Raw genomic sequence first — 18849 nt, 5'->3', positions numbered from 1 at the left:
GGCTGCGCTGCAGCGCGACGTCCCAGCCGCGCTGCGCGAAGCCGGTCGCGAGCGCGCGACCGAGCGACGCGGCGTCGGCCGCGCTGCCCAGCGCGCCTGCGACGAGCGCGATGCGCGGGGGCGACGTATCGGCTGAAACGGTCATTTACAATGCCGGGATGAACCCGAAAGCTCACGAACCCGCTAGTTTACCTGCTCCCGGCCCTGACGCGCTTGCGCAGTCCGAAACCCTCGCCGCGCAACTTCGCGACGAGATCGCGGCGGCCGGCGGCTGGCTGCCGTTCGACCGCTTCATGGAGCGTGCGCTGTACGCGCCCGGTCTCGGCTATTACAGCGGCGGCGCGCGCAAGTTCGGCCGCCGCGCCGACGACGGCAGCGACTTCGTGACGGCGCCCGAACTGTCGCCGCTGTTCGCGCAGACGCTCGCGAATCCGGTCGCCGAAGCACTGGCGGCGAGCGGCACGCGCCGCGTGATGGAGTTCGGCGCGGGCACGGGCAAGCTCGCGGCCGGGCTGCTCGCGGCGCTCGACGCGCTCGGCGTCGAACTCGACGAATACCTGATCGTCGACTTGTCCGGCGAATTGCGCGAACGGCAGCGCGAAACGATCGCGGCCGCGGCGCCCGCGCTTGCGGCCAAGGTCCGCTGGCTCGACGCGCTGCCCGAGCGCTTCGACGGCGTCGTCGTCGGCAACGAGGTGCTCGACGCGATGCCGGTGCGGCTGTTCGCGAAGGCGGGCGGCGCATGGCTCGAGCGCGGCGTCGCGCTCGATGCGCGGCACGCGTTCGTGTTCGACGACCGGCCGGTGGGCGCGGCCGGCCTGCCGCCGATGCTCGCGACGCTCGACGTCGACGACGGCTACGTGACGGAGACGCACGAAGCCGCGCTGGCGTTCACGCGCACCGTGTGCACGATGCTCGGGCGCGGCGCGGTGCTGCTGATCGACTACGGCTTTCCCGCGCGCGAGTACTACCACCCGCAGCGCGACCGCGGCACGCTGATGTGCCACTACCGCCACCACGCGCACGACGACGCATTCCTGTATCCGGGGCTGCAGGACATCACCGCGCACGTCGAATTCACCGGCATCTACGACGCCGGCATCGCGACCGGCGCCGACCTGCTCGGCTACACGTCGCAGGCGCGCTTCCTGTTGAACGCCGGGATCACCGACGCGCTCGCCGCGATCGATCCGTCCGACGTCCACCAGTTCCTGCCGGCCGCGAACGCGGTGCAGAAGCTGATCTCGGAGGCCGAGATGGGCGAGCTGTTCAAGGTGATCGCGTTCTCGCGCGGGATCGACGGCACGCTGGACGCGTTCGCGCGCGGCGACCGCTCGCACGCACTCTGACCGAGGCCCGGAAATGCTGCGCTGGCTGATGGCGTCGTTCGTCGCGGTGATGATCCTGACGCGCTGCTGGCCGTGGCTCGGCAAGCTCGGCGTCGGGCGGCTGCCGGGCGACGTCACGCTGACGCTCGGCGGGCGGCGCTATCCGTTCCCGTTCATGTCGACGCTGGTGTTGACGATGCTGGTGTCGGTGGTCGCGCGGCTGCTCTGAGCCGCACGCGGCGGCGCGTCGCGGCCGGGCCGCGGCGCGCGCATGAGGGGCGGCCGGTTGCAGCGCGCGCACATTACAGTTCGATTTCGCCGAGGATCCGGTGCGCGAGCGCCTTCGCTTCCTCGAACGCTTCTTCCTCGCTCGAACTGGTCGTGTGCACGTCGTAGCGCATGTTCTCCGTGTCGTCGCCGTCGTCCCGCGCGAGGATCACGTAGCCCTGGAACTGGCCGTTGTCCGCGCGCTGCGTATGCGCCTTGGCCGTGTAGATGCCTTTCGTGAACGTGTTCGTGTCCATCGTGCCTCTCCCGCAATAGGACACTTCATCGTAGCACTGCGGCGCAGCATGTACAGCGCCGCGAATCGGCGACCGATCGGCGACCGGTCGGCGCGCCGTCACCATCCCGTCAGCGTTCGAGCAGCGCGACGACCTCGTCGAGCGTCGGCGCGTGCGCGCCCGTGTGCCGGCACGCGGCGGCGCCCGCCGCGAGCGCGAACGCGAGATGGTCGCGCCACGACCGCTGCGGCGCAGCCATCAGGCTGAACAGCAGCCCGCCGATCGACGCGTCGCCTGCGCCGACCGTGTCGACCACCTCGACGCGCGGCGGGCTTGCCTCGAGCACGTCGCCATCCGCATAGAGCGTCGCCGCCTGCGCGCCGCGCGTGACCAGCACCGCCGCGTCCGGATTCAGCGCGCGCACGGCCGCGATCGCGTCGGGGCCGTCGCCGCCGAACAGGTGGCGCAGATCCTCGTCGGATACCTTGATCAGATCGGCGAGGCCGGCCATCCTTTCGAGCGTCGGCCGGTACGCGGCCGTCATCAGGTTCCGGCAGTTCGGGTCGAAGCTGATCTTCACGCCGCGCGCGTGCAGGTCGGCCGCGAGCGCGACGAGCGTGCTCGCCAGCGGCTCGCGCACCAGGCTGATGCAGCCGAAGTGCGCCCATTTCACGTGCTCGGTCCAGCCGGCCGGCAGCCGGGCCGGGTCGAACGCGAGATCCGCGCTCGCTTCGCCGATGAAGAAGTACGCGGGCGGCCGCGTCTCGTGGACGATCGCGAGCAGCGGCGGCCGCGGCACGCGCTGCAGGAAGCGCAGGTCGAGGCCGGCCGCCTCGCTGGTACGCCACAGCACGTCGGAGAAGCAGTCGTCGCCGATCGCGCCGGCAAGCGCGCTCGGCACGCCGAGCCGCGCGACCGCGCGCGCGACGTTCCAGCCGGCGCCGCCCGGCACCGACGTCCACTGCGCGTCGCCCGCGCGCACCATGTCGGTCAGGATGTCGCCCGCCGACACGAAAGCCGGAAACGTGCGGCCGCTCATTGCGTCGGCTCGCTGCGTTGCATCCGCGCGAGGGTCGCGAGCACGTCGTAGCAGGCGCCCATCGTGTGATAGTCGGTCTTGCCGGCCGGGCTCTTCTCGTCGCTGTACTTGCGGTTGTCGCAGGTGAGGATCCGGTACCACGCGCCGTAGCGGTGATCGACGAAATGCGCCCAGCTGTAGCGCCAGATCTCGTCGTACCAGTCCCAGAAGCGTTCGGCGCCGGTGCGCGCGCCGAGCATCGCGGCCGCCGCGAAGGTTTCCGCCTGCACCCAGAAATACTTGTTGTGGTCGCAGATCGTGAAGTCGGGGCCGAAGCCGTAGCAGAGGCCGCCGTGATCGGCGTCCCACGCGTGCGTGAGCGCCGCGTCGAACAGTTCGGCCGCGCGCGGCACGAGCCAGTCGAGCGGGCGGTGCCGCTCGAGGATCAGCAGCAGCTTCGCCCATTCGGTCTGATGGCCGGGCTGGAAGCCCCACGGACGGAAGATGTTCGAGCTGTCTTCCTTGTTGTAGTCCCAGTCGACCGACCAGTCCGCATGGTAGTGCTCCCACACGAGCCCGCCCGACAGCGCGGCCTGGCGCTGCGTGATGTGGGTCGCGAGCTTTTCCGCGCGATCGAGATAGGTGACGTGGCCGGTTGCGTCGTAGGCCGCGAGCAGCGCTTCCGTCATGTGCATGTTCGCGTTCTGGCCGCGGTACGACGATACGTTCCAGTTCGGCGTCGCGTCGTCCGCGTAAAGGCCCGCGGCCGCATCCCAGAAGCGGTGTTCGGCGAGCTCGTAGGTCGACGCGATCAGCGGACGCGCTTCGTCGATGCCTGCCATCGTCGCGTGCGCGGCCGCCAGCAGCACGAACGCGAGCCCGTAGCAGTGGCGCGTGCCGTCGAGCGTCGCGCGCTTGCCGCCGTCGCGCCAGTCGAGTTCCCAGTCGTAGCCTTGCAGCGTGTCGTCCCAGTGCGCGTCGCGCAGGAAGCGCAACCCGTGGCGCGTGTACTCGAGATGGCGCGGATCGCCGAAGTGCCGGTACGCCATCGCGTAGTTGAAGACGAACCGGCAACTGCTGACCAGATGCCGCGACGTGCGGTTGTAGACGCTGCCGTCGTCGCGGAAGTAGTGGTAGAAGCCGCCCGTCGGGTCGAACGCATTCGCCGCGTAGAAGCGCAGCGTGTCCTCGACGTGCGACAGCAGGAACGACGGATCGCGGAAGCTCGCGACGAACGGCGCCGCTTGCGCGTGGCTGGCCGGCGCGGTGGCGCCGGATTGGACCGGAGGCATGTTCATGATTCTTGGACCGTGGCGGTATCGAATGCCGGCGAGCCGGCGGGCTGGCTGCTGGCCCGCACGATCAGCTCGACGGGCAGGGAGATCTCGGTGTGCTCGGGCGATTCCGCGAGCAGCAGTTCGACGCCGCGGCGGCCGAGCGCTTCCTTGTCGACGGCGAGCGTCGTGAGCGGCGGATTCGCGTGCGCGGCGGCCGGGATGTCGTCGAAGCCGACGATCGCGATGTCGTCCGGAATCCGCACGCCGCGCGCGATGCACACCCGCTGCGCAGCCAGCGCGGCGGCGTCGTTGTACGCGAACACGGCGTCCGGGCGCGGGCCCGGCGCGTCGAGCAGCTGCTGCATCGCCCGCGCGGCGCCGGTGTCGGGGTCGAGCCCGGCGTCGATCGTCACTTCGTACGCGGGATCGAACAGGCGGCCCGCCTCGAAGAATGCGCGCCGGTAGCCGATCGCGCGCTGCGCGATGCTGTAGTGGGCGGCCGAGCCGCCGATGAACGCGATCCGCGAGCGGCCGGTGGCGAGCAGGTGGCGCATCGCGAGCGCCGCGCCCGTCGCATTGTCGATGTTCACCGAACGCAGGCCGGGCGCCCACAGGTCGATCAGCACGAGCGGCCGGCCGGTCGCGGCGAGCGCCTCGATCGTCTCCGGCTCGATGAAGCCGGCCACCGCGATCGCGTCGGGCGCGTGCGGGCGCATCTGGCGCAGCACGTCGTCGTTCGGGCCGACGGTCAGCAGCGTCGGCACGATCCCGCGCTCGCGGCATGCGTCCTCGACGCCGTGCAGCACGTGCGAGAAGAACGGGCTCGCGGGGAAGCGGTTGTGCTGGCGGTGCAGCAGGAAGGTGAGCCGGCGGATGCGCGGCCGCAGCTGGGCCGGGTCGTAGCCGAGCCGCTGCGCGATCTCGACGATCCGTGCGCGCGTGGCCTCGGACAGGCCCGGCTGGTTCTTCAGCGCGCGGGAAACGGTGCCGATCGAGACCTCTGCCGCCCGCGCCACGTCGCGAATGGTGGTGCCCATCGTTCGGGGTCCGGTTTGTTTAGGGTGACGGCGATTGTATAGTAAAACTTCGCGCGTAATTCGGGCCGGATAACCGGGGAATACCCGGAAATAGCGGGTTTTTCAGCGCTAATCTGCGAAAACGCCGTAACTAAAAATACTAAACAAAACACGGAAAAGGCAAGCGATCGCGCGAAAGGGAGGCAGCCGGATGCCGCCGTTTGCAACGCGCGCATTCGGCGGTTCGACGCAAAAGGCCCGACGCCCGGCAAGCTGTCACCGGAATCGAGCGGCAGTCGTGGCGCGGGGCGCCGGTACGGCGTTGCCCGGAAAGCCCGCTGTGGTCGGCGGCCTCGAAAACCGCGCGGAAACGGCTGCGGACCGCGTTCAGCCCGCCGGCGCGCTCGGCGGCTCGCCGCACGCACGCAGCGCCGCGCGGCCCGCGTCGAGATCGACGACCGCGAGGCCGTCCGGCTGCTGTTTCGCGCGGCGCTTCGCGAGCGCCGCGACCGACGCGATCTCGTCGCTGCTATAGCGCATCGCGCCGTTCGCGCCGGCCGGCACGCCGACCGCGCCGATCGCCATCGTCACGAAGCCGAAGAACGCGGGATTGCCGTGGCGGTCCTCGCCGCGCAGCCCGCCGGCCTGCCGGTCGGCCTGCGTGTAGAAGCGCTGCGCGCCTTCGTTGAAGCGCGCGATCGCGTCGGCCGCGCGCGTGCGCCAGTCGTCGCGCTGGAACAGCACGAGGAAATCGTCGCCGCCGACGTGCCCGAGAAAGTCGCGCTGCGGATCGCACACGCCCGCCAGCACCGTCGCCGCGAATTTCAGCACTTCGTCGCCTTGCCAGTAGCCGTACTGGTCGTTGAACGGCTTGAACTGGTTCAGGTCGACGTAGCACGCGTGGAAGCCCGCGTCGCGCGCGAGCAGCCGGTCGATGTGCGCGCTGATCGGGATGTTGCCGGGCAGGAACGTCAGCGGGTTCGCATAGCGCGCGGCCTCGATGCGCATCTCCGTCACCGCGCGCACCAGGCTCTCGCCGGTGCCGAGCCCGACGTAGCGGCCGTGTTCGGTGATCACGAAGCCGTCCGCGAGATAGCGCTGGTCGTGGCTCGCGAGCAGCATCGCAAGCGCTTCGGCCGTCGTCGCGTTGTCGATCATCAGCGGCGCATCGTTCGCGAACTGCAGGCACGGCTTCTTGCCGAACACCTCGCGGTGATACGGCAGCGTGAAGCGGTCGATGAAGCCGCGCCGGTTCACGAGCGCGACCGGCCGTCCGGATTCGACGAGCGCGACCGCGTGCAGCGCGGGCATCCGGTTGAACAGCTCGAGCACGTCGTTGTTGGTGGCCTCGCGCGGCAGCGCCGGCGCGGGCACGAGCATCTTCGCGGCGATCGTGCCGGCCGGCCGCGCGGTGCGCGTCGCGCCGGGAAATACCGCGATGTGCGGCGTGCGGATCGCGTCGCGCGCGGCCGGCGCGACCAGCGGCGACGGTTGCGCGTTCGGCCGGCCGAGCAGGAAGCCCTGCACGCAGCAGATGCCCATGTCGCGCACGACGATCAGGTCGCACTCGTTCTCGATCCCTTCCGCGATCAGTTGCGCGCCGCTCGCATGCGCGAAGTGCTGCATCGCGCGGACCGCCTCGAACTTGAGCGGGTCGCGCGCGATGTCGTGGATGAAGAAGCGGTCGATCTTCACGACGTCCGGGTGCAGCCGCAGCCACAGGTTCATGCTCGCGTTCGCGGTGCCGTAGTCGTCGAGCGCGAACTGGATGCCCGCGTCGCGCAGCGACGCGACGGCGGGCCCGATGCGCGCGACGTCAGGCATCGCGGTCTGCTCGGTCAGTTCGATGACGATCCGCTCCGCGCCGACCTGCGCGCGGTCGAGCAGATGCCGCACGCGTTCGCGTTCGCGCACGAGCTGCACGATCGTGCCGGCGCTGAAGTTGAGGAACAGCTTGCCGTCGCAGCGAAGCGCTGCGAATGCGTCGAGGCATGCGCGCGCGGCCGCCTGTTCGAGCGCGATGGTCGTGCCGTCGCGGGCGGCCTGCGCGAACAGCGCGGCCGGCGGCTCGAGGTCGGTGCCGCGCGGGCCGCGGATCAGCCCCTCGTAGCCGACGACCGTGCCCGACCCGAGGTCGACGATCGGCTGGAATACGGCGGCGAGCGCGCGTTCCGCGATCAGACGCGTGGTGATTGCGGCGGAAGAGTCGGGATGGGGCGCGGGCATGGACGAGGACAGCCGAAGCGACGGGACGTTCGTCTTAACGGCAGCGCGCGCGGAGAATTGAATGAAGGTTTTGTGACACGATGCGCGTTGTTGGTGCATGCCGCGCGCGCAGCGTTGGGGTTGCGGTGGCGACGCGGTGTGGACGGAGGCCGAGAGCGCGGGACAGGAAGGGCGGCGAGCGGTGGTCCCGACAGCGGGGGAAGCGCGGGAGGCCTGGAGCGGAGAGGGGGAAGCGGAGAGCGGAGAGTGGGAAGCGCGAAGCGGGAGGCGGGAGGCGGGAAGCGGGAAGCGGGAAGCGGGAAGCGGGAGGCGGGAGGCGGGAGGCGGGAGGCGGGAGGCGGGAGGCGGGAGGCGGGAAGCGGAGAGCGGAGAGCGGACAGTGGAGAGCGAAAAGGCCAGCGGCCGGCACGAAAGCACGGTGGCAGCCGGCCACTTCCCGGACCGCCCCTTGGCGCGGCCGGACCCTGCCAGCCGCACGTCCTCCCGCGTCAGCGCTTGCCGGCGTTGAGCGCACCGCGCGTGCGCGCCGCCGCGGTCGGCGCGTTCTCGCCGTCGCGCTCGCCGCTCATGTCGCGCGCGCCCCAGCGCTGCGCGAGCGCCGCGCACGCCATCAGCTGGATCTGGTGGAACAGCATCAGCGGCAGCACGATCGCGCCGACTGCCTGCGCGGAGAAGATCACCTTCGCCATCGGCACGCCGGCCGCGAGGCTCTTCTTCGAGCCGCAGAAGATGATCGTGATCTGGTCGGCGCGATTGAAGCCGAGCCGCTTGCTGACCACCGTGGTCAGCACCAGCGCGATTACGAGCAGCACGACGTTGACCACGAGAAGGCCGCCGAGCGCGCGCGCCGGAATCTGGTGCCACAACCCCTGGTTCACCGCTTCGCTGAACGCGACGTAGACGACCAGCAGGATCGACCCTTGATCGACGAAGCGCAGCACGCCGCGGTTGCGTTCGATCCAGCCGCCGATCACGGGGCGCAGCAACTGGCCGGCGATGAACGGCACGAGCAGCTGCATCACGATGCTGCCGACGGTGCTCCACGGCGACGCGGCCGCGGCCGACTGCGACGTGATCATCAGCCCGACGAGCGCCGGCGTGACGAAGATTCCGAGCAGGCTCGACGCGGACGCCGCACATACGGCGGCCGGCACGTTGCCCTTCGCGATCGACGTGAACGCGATCGACGACTGGACCGTCGACGGCAGCGTGCACAGGAACAGCACGCCCGCATACAGCGCCGGCGTGACGAGTGGCTGCAGCACCGGTTTCAGCGCGAGGCCGAGCAGCGGGAACAGCGCGAACGTGCTGAGCAGCACGACCGCGTGCAGCCGCCAGTGCGTCGCGCCCGCGACGACGGCCTCGCGCGACAGCTTCGCGCCGTGCAGGAAGAACAGCAGGCCGACCGCGATGTTGGTCGCCCAGTTGAACGCGTGCGCGGCCGCGCCGCGGCACGGCAGCAGGCTCGCGAGCACGACGGTGCCGACGAGCGCGAGCGTGAAGTTGTCGGGGAGGAAGCGGGGACGTGCCATCGGGAACTCGAATCGGAAACGGCGGGCGCGCAGTTCGCGCGCGCGAAGCCGATATTGTCCCGTGCGGTCATTCACTACACAAATTCATTGTGCGAATCCATTGATGAGGCGAATGCATGTGCCACCACGCGCGCGCGGCCGGTCGCCAGCGCCGAGCCAGCACCGAAAAAGGCAGAAGAAACGTTCTGCCACGATTGCGGCCCGAAGTGAAAAAACCTAGCAGTAACATGGTGTTACACCGATGCCGGCGACCTAACACTTTTTGGCTCGACACCGTTTCGGACCGCTCATAAATTACTGCTGAAAGCCTTGCGTCGGCTGGAAACGGCCGGCGCCGGCGGCAACAGGCACTGAATGATGACGGAACGGGTGAAACTGAAGGTCGGACGATGGGTGGCAGGCGTGCTCGGCGCGCTGCTGGTGCCGCTCGCGCTCGCGCAACCGCCGCATGGCGGTCAGGCGTGGGGCGGCTTCGGTCGCGGTTTCGGCGGCATGCATGCGTACGGCCAGCCGGCCGGCGGCCCGCCCGTCTGGCGCCGCGCGGTGCCGCCCGACGGCGCGCGTGCCGGCGGCGTGAGCGGCCACGGCTCCCGCTGGGGGCTGCGGCCGACGCCGTCGTACGGCCACTACGCGGCGCAGAGCCCGTATCGTCCGATCAGCGCAGATTCGCGTCAGATGCCGCGCCCGCCGGGCGGCGGCAACGTGCCGCTGCGCGCGGGCTCGATCCGCGCCGACGTCGCGCGCTACAACGAGGAGCGCGGCGGCCGTCCGCTGCCGCCGCCGCGCGCGCAGGAAGAACCGTCGCATTCGCCGTTTTTTTCCCCGTTCTACCGAAACTGAGCGCCCCGCGCGTTCGTCCCCCCGCCGGCCGTGATGCGAATTCGCCACAGTCGCGCGCAGATTTCCGCTGATTTTCCCGCTGCATTGCGCTATCTTTCGCGCCCGGCACGCGCGCGCCGCGCGGCCGTCCCGTCGTGTGTCCGTCCCGCGCGGGGCCGCCCGGCCAAGCCAGGCCCACGTGTCGATTTCGCGAAGTTAATGCCGCCGCTATACCCGCAATAAGTGTGCGCAATTTTGACCGGACCCGTGATCCGTAAAGATGGCTGCGCCCCACACGACGCAAGCATCGGCTCCTAGAACAACGCTCGCGCCACTTATCGTCTATTCGACAAAACCTGGAGATCCCATGAAAGCATTCGCTCGCCGTGCGTCGCGCACGTCCGTCAAGCTGATCGCCGCGGCCGCCTGCGTGGCGGCCGCCGCACCCGTTCACGCGCAGTCGAGCGTCTCGCTCTACGGTCAGGTCGACGAATGGATCGGCGCGACGAAGTTCCCGGGCAGCGATCGCGCATGGAACGTGTCGGGCGGCGGGATGTCGACGTCGTATTGGGGCCTGCACGGCGCAGAGGATCTGGGCAACGGCTACAAGGCGATCTTCACGCTGGAGAGCTTCTTCCGCGCGCAGAACGGCCAGTTCGGCCGCTTCCAGGGCGATACGTTCTTCGCGCGCAACGCGTACGTCGGCGTCAGCTCGCCGTACGGCACGGTGACGGCCGGCCGCCTGACGACGCACCTGTTCCTGTCCACGATCCTGTTCAACCCGTTCTACGACTCGTACACCTTTTCGCCGATGGTGTATCACGTGTTCCTCGGCCTCGGGACGTTCCCGACCTATCCGAGCGATCAGGGCGCGGTCGGCGATTCGGGCTGGAACAACGCGGTGTCGTACACGTCGCCGTCGTTCGGCGGCCTGAATTTCGGGGCGATGTACGCGCTCGGCAACACGGCCGGCGACAACCGCTCGAAGAAGTGGAGCGCGCAGTTCAACTACGCGAACGGCCCGTTCGCGGCCACCGCCGTCTACCAGTACGTGAACTTCAACAACGGCCCGCAGGACCTGAGCTCGCTCGTGACCGGCATGAAGAGTCAGGGCATCGGGCTCGTGGGCGCGACCTACGACCTGAAGTACGTGAAGCTGTTCGGCCAGTACATGTATACGAAGAACGACCAGATCGCGGGCAGCTGGCACGTGAACACCGCGCAGGGCGGCGTGTCGGTGCCGCTCGGCGTCGGCAGCGCGATGGCGTCGTACGCGTACTCGCGCGACGGCGGCGGCCTCGACCAGACGCGCCAGACCTGGGCCGTCGGCTACGACTATCCGCTGTCGAAGCGCACCGACGTCTACGCCGCGTACATGAACGACCACATCAGCGGCCTGTCGAACGGCAACACGTTCGGCGCAGGCATCCGCGCGAAGTTCTGACGACCGGTTCGCCGGACGCGCGCGCCGCGCCGCGCGTTCCGCCTGCCTGTTTCCGCCCCGAAACGGCGCTGCTTCATGCAGCGCCGTTTTGCGTTTGTTGACCTTTTTGTTTCCTCGCCTTTGTTACCCTATCTCGCAATTGCATAATTCCCAGGGATTGCGAGCTAGTTCGATGGATACCCTCGTCAGCATGAATGTGTTTCGCTACGTCGTCGAAGTGGGCAGCTTCGTCGGCGCGGCCGAACGCATGCAGATGTCGGCCGCGATGGCGAGCAAGCACGTGATGCATCTCGAGCAGCAGCTCGGCGCGCGGCTGCTGCATCGCACGACACGACGCGTCGCGCCGACCGAGGCGGGACGCGAATACTACGAGCGCCTCGTGCAGGCGCTGTCGGAACTCGACGAAGCCGGACAGGCAGTCGGCGCGGCCAGCGTCGTGCCGCAGGGCCGCCTGCGCGTGACGTCGCTGTCCGCGTTCGGGCTGCGCCACGTGATGCAGGCCGTCACCGATTATGCGGGTCGGTTCCCGGACGTGACCGTCGACATGACGCTGTCCGATCGCGTGGTCGATCTGATCGAGGAAGGCTACGACGTCGCGGTGCGCGCGGCGCCGAACGGACTCAAATCGTCGTCGCTCGTCGCACGGCAGATCGCGACCGCGCACATTCTGCTGGTCGCGTCGCCCGACTATCTGCAAAAGCACGGCACGCCGCAGACGATCGGCGATCTCGCGCATCACAACTACCTGCGCCGCGATTCGAATTCGACGATGCTCGACTCGCTGGTGATCGACGCGGCCGCCGCGTCGCGCGTGAACCTGAACGGCAACCTGATCGTGAACCATCTCGAGGGGCTGCGCGCGGCCGTGCTCGCCGGCGCGGGCATCGCGCTGCTCGGCACCGAGGTGGTCGGCGACGACATCGAGTCGGGCCGGCTCGTGCCGCTGCTGCTCGACGCCGTCCCGCCGCACGAGGCGCCGATCTACGCGGTGTACGCGAGCCGCCGTCACGTGTCCGCGAAGGTGCGCTCGTTCGTCGATTTCCTCGCCGCGCGTTTCGAAGGGCAGTCGCTGTGCCCGTCGATCGAGGCGCGGCTGCGTGTGCTGCCGATCGCGCGCATCAAGCGGGCCTGACCCGCTTCGCGCCGCCCGCCGGCCAAAACGAAAAAAGCGCGAGCCGTTGCGGTTCGCGCTTTTTTCGTTTTGGCCGGCGTTTACTTCATGCGCGGCGGCTTGACCCGCCGCCGCTCGGCCGCGATCAGCGTGCGATGCCGAGTCGCGCCTTCGCGTCGTCGTACTCGCGCTTCAGTCGCTCGACGAGCGCGCCGACGCTCGGCAGGTCGTCCATCAGGCCGACGCCTTGCCCGGCACCCCAGATGTCCTTCCACGCCTTCGCCTTGTCGCCGCCGAAATTCATCTTCGACTTGTCCGATTCCGGCAGCGCGTCCGGGTCGAGCCCGGCCTTCTCGATGCTCTCGCGGATGTAGTTGCCGTGCACGCCGGTGAAGAGGTTCGTATAGACGATGTCGGACGATTTCGCGTTCAGGATCGCGCGCTTGTAGTCCTCGACCGCGTGCGCTTCCTGCGTCGCGATGAAGCGCGTGCCCATGTACGCGAGGTCCGCGCCCATCGCCTGCGCGGCGAGGATCGAGCCGCCGTTCGCAATCGCGCCGGACAGCACGATCGGGCCGTCGAACATCTTGCGCACTTCGCCGACGAGCGCGAACGGCGACGTCGTGCCCGCGTGGCCGCCGGCGCCGGCAGCGACGAGGATCAGCCCGTCGACGCCCGCTTCGAGCGCCTTCTGCGCATGGCGCAGGTTGATCACGTCGTGCAGCACGATGCCGCCGTAGCCGTGCACCGCGTCGACGATCTCGCGCGCCGGCGCGCGCAGGCTCGTGATGAAGATCGGCACCTTGTGCTCGACGCACACGCGCACGTCATGCTCGAGCCGCACGTTCGACTGGTGAACGATCTGGTTGACCGCGATCGGGCCGATCACCGCGTCCGGGTGCTTCGCCTTGTGGTCGGCGAGCGCCGACTGGATCTGCGTGAGCCATTCGTCGAGCAGCTCGGCCGGACGGGCGTTGAGTGCGGGGAATGAGCCGACGATACCCGCCTTGCATTGCGCGAGCACGAGTTCGGGGTAGCTGACGATGAACATCGGCGACGCGATGACGGGCAGCGTCAGGTTCTGCAGGACGGCGGGCAATGCCATGTGATGTCTCCAGTCTCGAGGGGCGGCCGGTGGCGGCGCGTTCGCGCCGACGCCGGCATTCATGCGCGGCGGTCGTACGGTGCTTCGAGTGTAACTGCGCGGTGAAGCGCTCATATTAATACGAACGGTCGTGCGATTCTACGCGAGCTTATCGAACTGCGCGGGGGCGCGACGATCGAGCGAGTGCTCTCTTTCTACGGATTCGGGCATTTGCCGGGCGCAGCAGCCGGCCGTGCGCTCCTACAATAGCCGCCATAACAAGCCAACGAGAAACAAACCATGTCGTTCGACGCGTTTGCACCGTTTCGCGTGACGGTGCAGGACACCGACATCTTCGGTGTCAAAGGAGGCGCGGGGCCGCCGCTTCTGCTGCTGCACGGCCATCCGCAAACCCACATGATCTGGCATCGCGTCGCCGCGACGCTCGCGAATCATTTCACGGTGATCGCCACCGACCTGCGCGGCTACGGCGCGTCGGGCAAGCCGCCCAGCGACGCGCGCCACGAACCGTATTCGAAACGCGCGATGGCGGCCGATCAGGTTGCCGTGATGCGGCATTTCGGCTTCGAGCATTTCCACGTGTGCGCGCACGATCGCGGCGCGCGCGTCGCGCATCGGCTCGCGCTCGATCATCCGGCCGCCGTCGAGCGGATGATGCTGCTCGACATCGCGCCGACGCTCGCGATGTACGACAAGACCGACCGCGCGTTCGCGACCGCGTATTTCCACTGGTTCTTCCTGATCCAGCCGGCGCCGCTGCCCGAAACGCTGATCGAAGGCCGCACCGATGCGTACATCGAGCGCGTGATGGGCAACCGTTCCGCCGGGCTCGCGCCGTTCGAGCCGCATGCGCTCGCCGCGTATCGCGCGGCGCTCGCGCAGCCGGGCGCCGTGCATGCGATGTGCGAGGACTACCGCGCGTCGGCGACGATCGATCTCGAACACGATCGCGCGGATTTGGAACGCGGCAACAAGGTCGCGTGTCCGCTGCGCGTGCTGTGGGGCGCGAACGGGATCGTCGCGCGCTGCTTCGATCCGCTCGACGAATGGCGGCGCGTCGCGCGCGACGTCAGCGGCCGCGCGCTCGATTGCGGGCACTACATTCCGGAAGAGGCGCCCGTCGCGCTGATCGACGAGCTGCTCGCGTTCTTCGACGCGCGCGACGCGGCTGCGTGAGAGAGCAGGCGGCGCGCTGCGCGACGCGCGTCGCGCGTGGGCGCCTGCCGCTCAGCGTCGCACCGCGTCGTCTTCGGCGAGCGGCGGCAGGCGGCGCGGCACCGGCGTCGACTTGACGATCGCGGTGCTCGTTTCCGCGCGCTCCGTCACCTTCGACAGGATGTCGTCGAGGTGCTCGATCGTGCGCAAGTAGAGGCGGCAGATGAAGCAGTCCTCGCCGGTCACCTTGTCGCATTCGACGAATTCGGGAATCCGCCGCAACACTTCCTCGACGAGATGCAGCTGCCCCGGCAGCGGCTTCACGCGCACGATCGCCTGCAGCGTGTAGCCGAGCGCGCGCGGGTCGAGTTCGACGGTGAACCCCGCGATCACGCCCTGCGCCTCGAGCCGCCGCACGCGGTCGGCGGTCGCGGGCGCCGACAGCCCGATCTGCCGCGCCAGTTCGCTGGTCGCGATGCGGGCGTCCTCGGCGAGCGCCGCGAGGATCGCGCGGTCGGTCGCGTCCAGCGACGCGACGGCGGGCGGGGAAAGGCGTTTCGACATGATCGCTTTGGTTTCGAAGGTGAATCGGGTATTTCGCTTCAGTTTAGTCGTGGATACGCGGAAAGCAAGTTCCTAGAATCGAAGTCATCTTCTCTCGTCGAACGGAGTCCATGATGGCCTCGAATGAAATCCGCCGCGGCGCCGCCGAAATGGTCGTCGCGATGATGATGTCCGGCACGATCGGTTGGCTCGTGATGTCGTCGCAGCAACCGCTCACCAACGTCGTGTTCTTCCGCTGCCTGTTCGGCGCGGCGACGCTCGCGATCGTCTGCGCGGCGCTCGGCTTCCTGCGCCGCTCGCTGTTCTCGCCGCGCATGCTCGCGCTCGCGACGCTCGGCAGCGTCGCGATCGTCGCGAACTGGCTGCTGCTGTTCGCCGCGTATTCGCGCGCATCGATCTCGATGGCGACCGCCGTCTACAACACGCAGCCGTTCATGCTGGTCGCGCTCGGCGCGATCGTGTTCCGTGAACGGATCAGCGCATCGACGATCGCGTGGCTCGCACTCGCGTTCGCCGGGCTCGTCGGCGTCGTCCGTGTCGAGCCGGCGGTGCTGGCCGTGCCCGGCGAATATCTGGAGGGCGTCGCGCTGTCGCTCGGCGCGGCGTTCCTGTACGCGGTGTCGTCGATCGTCACGAAGCATCTGAAGGGCACGCCGCCGCATCTGCTCGCGCTGCTGCAGGCAGGCCTCGGCATCGTGCTGCTCGCGCCGTTCGCGCACTTCGGCACGCTGCCCGCGACCGCCGCGCAATGGCTCGATCTCGTCGTGCTCGGCGTCGTGAATACGGGCCTGATGTACGTGCTGCTGTACGGCGCGATCCAGAAGCTGCCGGTCGCGATGACGGGCGCGCTGTCGTTCGTGTACCCGGTGGTCGCGATCATCGTCGATCGCGTCGCGTTCGGGCAGACGCTCGCATGGACGCAGGTGCTCGGCGCGCTGCTGATCCTGCTCGCGGCGGCCGGCGTGAATCTGGGCTGGCGTATCGTGCCCGCGCGTCGCGCGGCGGTCGGCAACTGAAACGGTCGTGCGATTCGGCTTGCCGCTACGGGTTATCGCCATGCGTCGACGCGGTGGCCGCGGGCGGTCTGCGCGCCGTGTCAGCGGGCACGTCGATCGCCCGCGAAACGGCTGTAAGAAGTTGTAGGGAAACACCCGATGCGATGCCGCAGCGTCGCTCGTATGATGCGGGCTGTGACGTTGATCACGTTCACAGGATTCCGATCTCATGCCGTTCGCCACACAGGCCGAACGGCATTTTTTTATGCGCCGCTGCGCGCAAGCAGCCGCCGCCGCGCGTCGAGCCGTGCGAGCAGCGCGCGTCGCGCGTCGTCGTCCGACGCGCGCCATCCCTTGATCTCGTCGCGCGTGCGCAGACAGCCCGCGCACCAGTCGGTACGCGGGTCGATCCTGCACACGTCGGTGCACGGCGATGCGACCGTGCCGCCCGTTACCGGCGCGTCGCTCATGCGTCGTTGCGCAGCGCGACGTCCGCGACCGGCGCACCGGTCAGCGCGACGAGCTCCTGCGGCGACAGGTTGAACACCGCGTGCGGATGGCCGGCGGCCGCCCACAGGCTGTCGAGCTCGAGCAGATCGGCATCGATCAGCGTGACCGGTTCGACGAGATGGCCGATCGGACAGACGCCGCCGATCGCGTAGCCGGTGTTGTCGCGCACGAACTTCGCATCCGCGCGGCCGACCGCGCCGACCTGCGCGGCGACCTTCTTCTCGTCGACGCGGTTCACGCCGCTCGCGACGACCAGCACCGGGCGGCCGTCCGATTCGCGGCGAAACAGGATCGATTTCGCGATCTGCGCGACCGAGCAGCCGAGGCCGGCCGCGGCTTCGGCCGATGTCTTGCCGGTTTCGGCGAGCATCACGATGCCTTTCGCGTGTCCGCGTTCGCGCAGCAGCAGCGCGACGCGTCGCGCGGAATCGGGGAGAGCATCGAATGAAGCGGGTGTCGTCATGGGGAGATCCGGGAGTGTTGGAGTCACGCGCAGCCCGGCGCGTCGGCCGCGCTCCGCGCCTTGGCAAGCAGCGCGCGGCCGGCGCGCGACACGTTCGCGCGGCCGATCGCGTTCGAGATGAAGTCGCCGGCGGCGACGACCTGCGCGAGGTCGATGCCGGTGTCGATGCCGAGGCCTTCCATCAGGTACAGCACGTCCTCGGTCGCGACGTTGCCGGTCGCGCCCTTCGCATACGGGCAGCCGCCGAGGCCGGCGACCGACGCGTGGAAGATCTCGATCCCTTCGAACAGCGCCGCGTAGATGTTCGCGAGCGCCTGGCCGTACGTATCGTGGAAGTGGCCCGACAGCCGTTCGCGCGGGAAGACGCGCGTGACGGCCGACAGCACGTCGCGCGTGCGCTTCGGCGTGCCGACGCCGATCGTGTCGGCGATGTCGATCTCGTCGCAGCCGAGCGCGGCGAAGCGCTCGACGACGTCGACGACCGACGCGACCGGCACCTCGCCCTGGTAAGGGCAGCCGAGCGCGCACGACACGCTGCCGCGCAGCCGCAGCCCGGCGTCCTTCGCGGCCTTCGCGACCGGCTCGAAGCGCGCGATGCTCTCGGCGATGCTGCAGTTGATGTTTCGCTGCGAGAACGCCTCGCTCGCCGCGCCGAAGATCACGACTTCGTCCGCGCGGGCGGCGAGCGCATTCTCGAAGCCCTTCAGGTTCGGCGTGAGCACCGAATACACGGTGCCCGCGCGGCGCTCGATGCCGGCCATCACGTCGGCGCCGTCAGCCATCTGCGGCACCCATTTCGGCGACACGAACGACGCGGCCTCGACATTGCGGAAGCCGGCGCGCGACAGACGATCGACGAGTGCGATTTTCACGTCGGTCGGCACGAACGTCTTTTCGTTCTGCAGCCCGTCGCGCGGGCCGACTTCGACGATCTTGACGGCGGTGGGGAACGTCATGGTTGTCTCCAGTTTCGTATCGTGTAGAACGGGATTCAGTAGCCGCGCGCGTAGTCGACGATGCCGGTGACGGGCTCGCCGCGCTCGAACGCGCGGATCTTGCCGGCGATCTGCTCGACGGCTTCGTCGCGCAACGTTTCGGCCGAGCTGTGCGGCGTGATGGTGATGCGCGGCGTGTGCCAGAACGGATGGTCGGGCGGCAGCGGCTCGTGCTCGAACACGTCGAGCGTCGCGGCCGCGACCTGGCCGCTCGCGAGCGCGCCGAGCAGGTCCGCTTCGACGAGATGCGCGCCGCGTGCGACGTTCACCACGTACGCGCCTCGCGCGAGCTTCGCGAACGTGCGCGCCGACAGGATGCCGTCGGTGTCGCGGGTGCTCGGCAGCAGGTTCACGACGACCTTCGCGCCGTCGACGCACGCGTCGAGCGCGCCGTCGCCGGCGAAGGTGTCGATGCCGTCGAGCTGCTTCGGGCTGCGGCTGTAGCCGCGCACCGGCAGGCCCAGCGCGGCGAGCGCGCGCGCGACCTGCGCGCCGAGCACGCCGAGGCCGAGCACGGCGACGGTGAAACGCGCGCGCGGATGCGGTTCGAGCACCTGCCAGCGGCGCTCGCGCTGCAGCGTTTCGTATTCGTCGAAGCGGCGCAGGTAGCGCAGCACCGCGTGCGTCACGTATTCGATCATCTGCTGCGCCATCCCGGAATCCTCGAGGCGCACGAGCGGCACGTCGCGCGGCAGCGTGCCGGGATGCGCGCGCTCGAGCGCGAGCAGCGCGTCGGCGCCGGCGCCGAGGTTGAAGATCGCGCGCAGCCCGTCGCGCGGCGCGAACAG

General features: G+C 69.2%; 19 protein-coding genes. 7 read left to right on the top strand and 12 right to left on the bottom strand.

Annotated features, from left to right (window positions below; genetic code table 11):
* The first annotated feature begins 158 nt into the window (after positions 1 to 158).
* Positions 159 to 1349, top strand: coding sequence for a class I SAM-dependent methyltransferase (locus BSE24067_RS31240; protein ID WP_151068526.1), 1191 nt, complete (start codon positions 159 to 161; stop codon positions 1347 to 1349).
* Positions 1350 to 1362: 13 nt separating this feature from the next.
* A complete protein-coding gene (locus BSE24067_RS31235; RefSeq protein WP_151068525.1) occupies positions 1363 to 1557 on the top strand; it encodes a DUF2905 domain-containing protein in 195 nt (64 codons plus the stop codon).
* A 73-nt stretch (positions 1558 to 1630) separates the two neighbouring features.
* On the opposite strand, the gene BSE24067_RS31230 is transcribed toward BSE24067_RS31235, so the two are convergent.
* The 6 genes from BSE24067_RS31230 to BSE24067_RS31205 all read right to left on the bottom strand — a co-directional run bounded on the left by BSE24067_RS31230 (position 1631) and on the right by BSE24067_RS31205 (position 8900).
* On the bottom strand, positions 1631 to 1852 hold the full coding sequence (locus tag BSE24067_RS31230) for a hypothetical protein (RefSeq protein WP_151068524.1): 222 nt from the start codon (positions 1850 to 1852) through the stop codon (positions 1631 to 1633).
* 109 nt (positions 1853 to 1961) lie between these two features.
* Positions 1962 to 2870, bottom strand: a complete 909-nt coding sequence (locus tag BSE24067_RS31225) for a carbohydrate kinase family protein (protein ID WP_151068523.1) — start codon at positions 2868 to 2870, stop codon at positions 1962 to 1964.
* Positions 2867 to 4147 carry an AGE family epimerase/isomerase gene (locus tag BSE24067_RS31220; protein WP_151068522.1) on the bottom strand — a complete coding sequence of 427 codons (1281 nt, stop codon included), beginning with the start codon at positions 4145 to 4147 and terminating at the stop codon, positions 2867 to 2869. Before BSE24067_RS31220 ends, BSE24067_RS31225 begins: the two co-directional genes overlap by 4 nt.
* Positions 4144 to 5163 (bottom strand): LacI family DNA-binding transcriptional regulator, encoded by a 1020-nt coding sequence (locus BSE24067_RS31215; protein ID WP_151068521.1) that lies wholly within the window; start codon positions 5161 to 5163, stop codon positions 4144 to 4146. Before BSE24067_RS31215 ends, BSE24067_RS31220 begins: the two co-directional genes overlap by 4 nt.
* Before the next feature lie 366 nt (positions 5164 to 5529).
* A complete protein-coding gene (locus BSE24067_RS31210; RefSeq protein ID WP_151068520.1) occupies positions 5530 to 7368 on the bottom strand; it encodes an EAL domain-containing protein in 1839 nt (612 codons plus the stop codon).
* Between the two features lie 488 nt (positions 7369 to 7856).
* Positions 7857 to 8900 carry a bile acid:sodium symporter family protein gene (locus tag BSE24067_RS31205; RefSeq protein WP_151068519.1) on the bottom strand — a complete coding sequence of 348 codons (1044 nt, stop codon included), beginning with the start codon at positions 8898 to 8900 and terminating at the stop codon, positions 7857 to 7859.
* A 357-nt stretch (positions 8901 to 9257) separates the two neighbouring features.
* On the opposite strand from BSE24067_RS31205, the gene BSE24067_RS31200 reads away from it, so the two are divergent.
* The 3 genes from BSE24067_RS31200 (at position 9258) to BSE24067_RS31190 (ending at position 12295) form a co-directional block, all read left to right on the top strand.
* A complete protein-coding gene (locus tag BSE24067_RS31200) occupies positions 9258 to 9740 on the top strand; it encodes a peptide-binding protein (protein ID WP_174904973.1) in 483 nt (160 codons plus the stop codon).
* A gap of 346 nt (positions 9741 to 10086) precedes the next feature.
* On the top strand, positions 10087 to 11163 hold the full coding sequence (locus BSE24067_RS31195; protein WP_151068245.1) for a porin: 1077 nt from the start codon (positions 10087 to 10089) through the stop codon (positions 11161 to 11163).
* A gap of 172 nt (positions 11164 to 11335) precedes the next feature.
* Positions 11336 to 12295: a LysR family transcriptional regulator gene (locus tag BSE24067_RS31190; RefSeq protein WP_151068244.1), complete on the top strand. Its 960-nt coding sequence runs from the start codon at positions 11336 to 11338 to the stop codon at positions 12293 to 12295.
* Positions 12296 to 12419: 124 nt separating this feature from the next.
* Here the strand turns inward: BSE24067_RS31190 and BSE24067_RS31185 are convergent, their stop codons facing one another.
* Positions 12420 to 13379 (bottom strand): NAD(P)H-dependent flavin oxidoreductase, encoded by a 960-nt coding sequence (locus BSE24067_RS31185; RefSeq protein WP_151068243.1) that lies wholly within the window; start codon positions 13377 to 13379, stop codon positions 12420 to 12422.
* Positions 13380 to 13658: 279 nt separating this feature from the next.
* On the opposite strand from BSE24067_RS31185, the gene BSE24067_RS31180 reads away from it, so the two are divergent.
* Positions 13659 to 14555 carry an alpha/beta fold hydrolase gene (locus BSE24067_RS31180; RefSeq protein WP_151068242.1) on the top strand — a complete coding sequence of 299 codons (897 nt, stop codon included), beginning with the start codon at positions 13659 to 13661 and terminating at the stop codon, positions 14553 to 14555.
* A gap of 51 nt (positions 14556 to 14606) precedes the next feature.
* On the opposite strand, the gene BSE24067_RS31175 is transcribed toward BSE24067_RS31180, so the two are convergent.
* Entirely contained in the window at positions 14607 to 15098 is a 492-nt protein-coding gene (locus BSE24067_RS31175) for an Lrp/AsnC family transcriptional regulator (RefSeq protein WP_151068241.1), read from the bottom strand.
* 113 nt (positions 15099 to 15211) lie between these two features.
* On the opposite strand from BSE24067_RS31175, the gene BSE24067_RS31170 reads away from it, so the two are divergent.
* Entirely contained in the window at positions 15212 to 16114 is a 903-nt protein-coding gene (locus BSE24067_RS31170; protein WP_151068247.1) for a DMT family transporter, read from the top strand.
* 242 nt (positions 16115 to 16356) lie between these two features.
* Here BSE24067_RS31170 and BSE24067_RS31165 read toward each other — a convergent pair whose 3' ends face one another.
* The 4 genes from BSE24067_RS31165 to BSE24067_RS31150 form a co-directional block, all read right to left on the bottom strand.
* Positions 16357 to 16563, bottom strand: a complete 207-nt coding sequence (locus tag BSE24067_RS31165; RefSeq protein ID WP_151068240.1) for a DUF1289 domain-containing protein — start codon at positions 16561 to 16563, stop codon at positions 16357 to 16359.
* Entirely contained in the window at positions 16560 to 17066 is a 507-nt protein-coding gene (locus BSE24067_RS31160) for a YbaK/EbsC family protein (RefSeq protein ID WP_151068239.1), read from the bottom strand. The genes BSE24067_RS31165 and BSE24067_RS31160 overlap by 4 nt, the downstream gene beginning before the upstream one ends.
* 23 nt (positions 17067 to 17089) lie before the next feature.
* Positions 17090 to 18022 (bottom strand): hydroxymethylglutaryl-CoA lyase, encoded by a 933-nt coding sequence (locus BSE24067_RS31155; RefSeq protein WP_151068238.1) that lies wholly within the window; start codon positions 18020 to 18022, stop codon positions 17090 to 17092.
* 35 nt (positions 18023 to 18057) lie between these two features.
* Positions 18058 to 18849: 2-hydroxyacid dehydrogenase (locus BSE24067_RS31150; protein ID WP_174904972.1), on the bottom strand; the 792-nt coding region annotated here is incomplete at its 5' end.

Source organism: Burkholderia latens (assembly GCF_902499045.1).
Classification (GTDB): Bacteria; Pseudomonadota; Gammaproteobacteria; order Burkholderiales; family Burkholderiaceae; genus Burkholderia; species Burkholderia latens.
The sequence above is the reverse complement of the archived record's forward strand: the minus strand, read 5'-3'. Positions and strand labels throughout refer to the sequence as shown.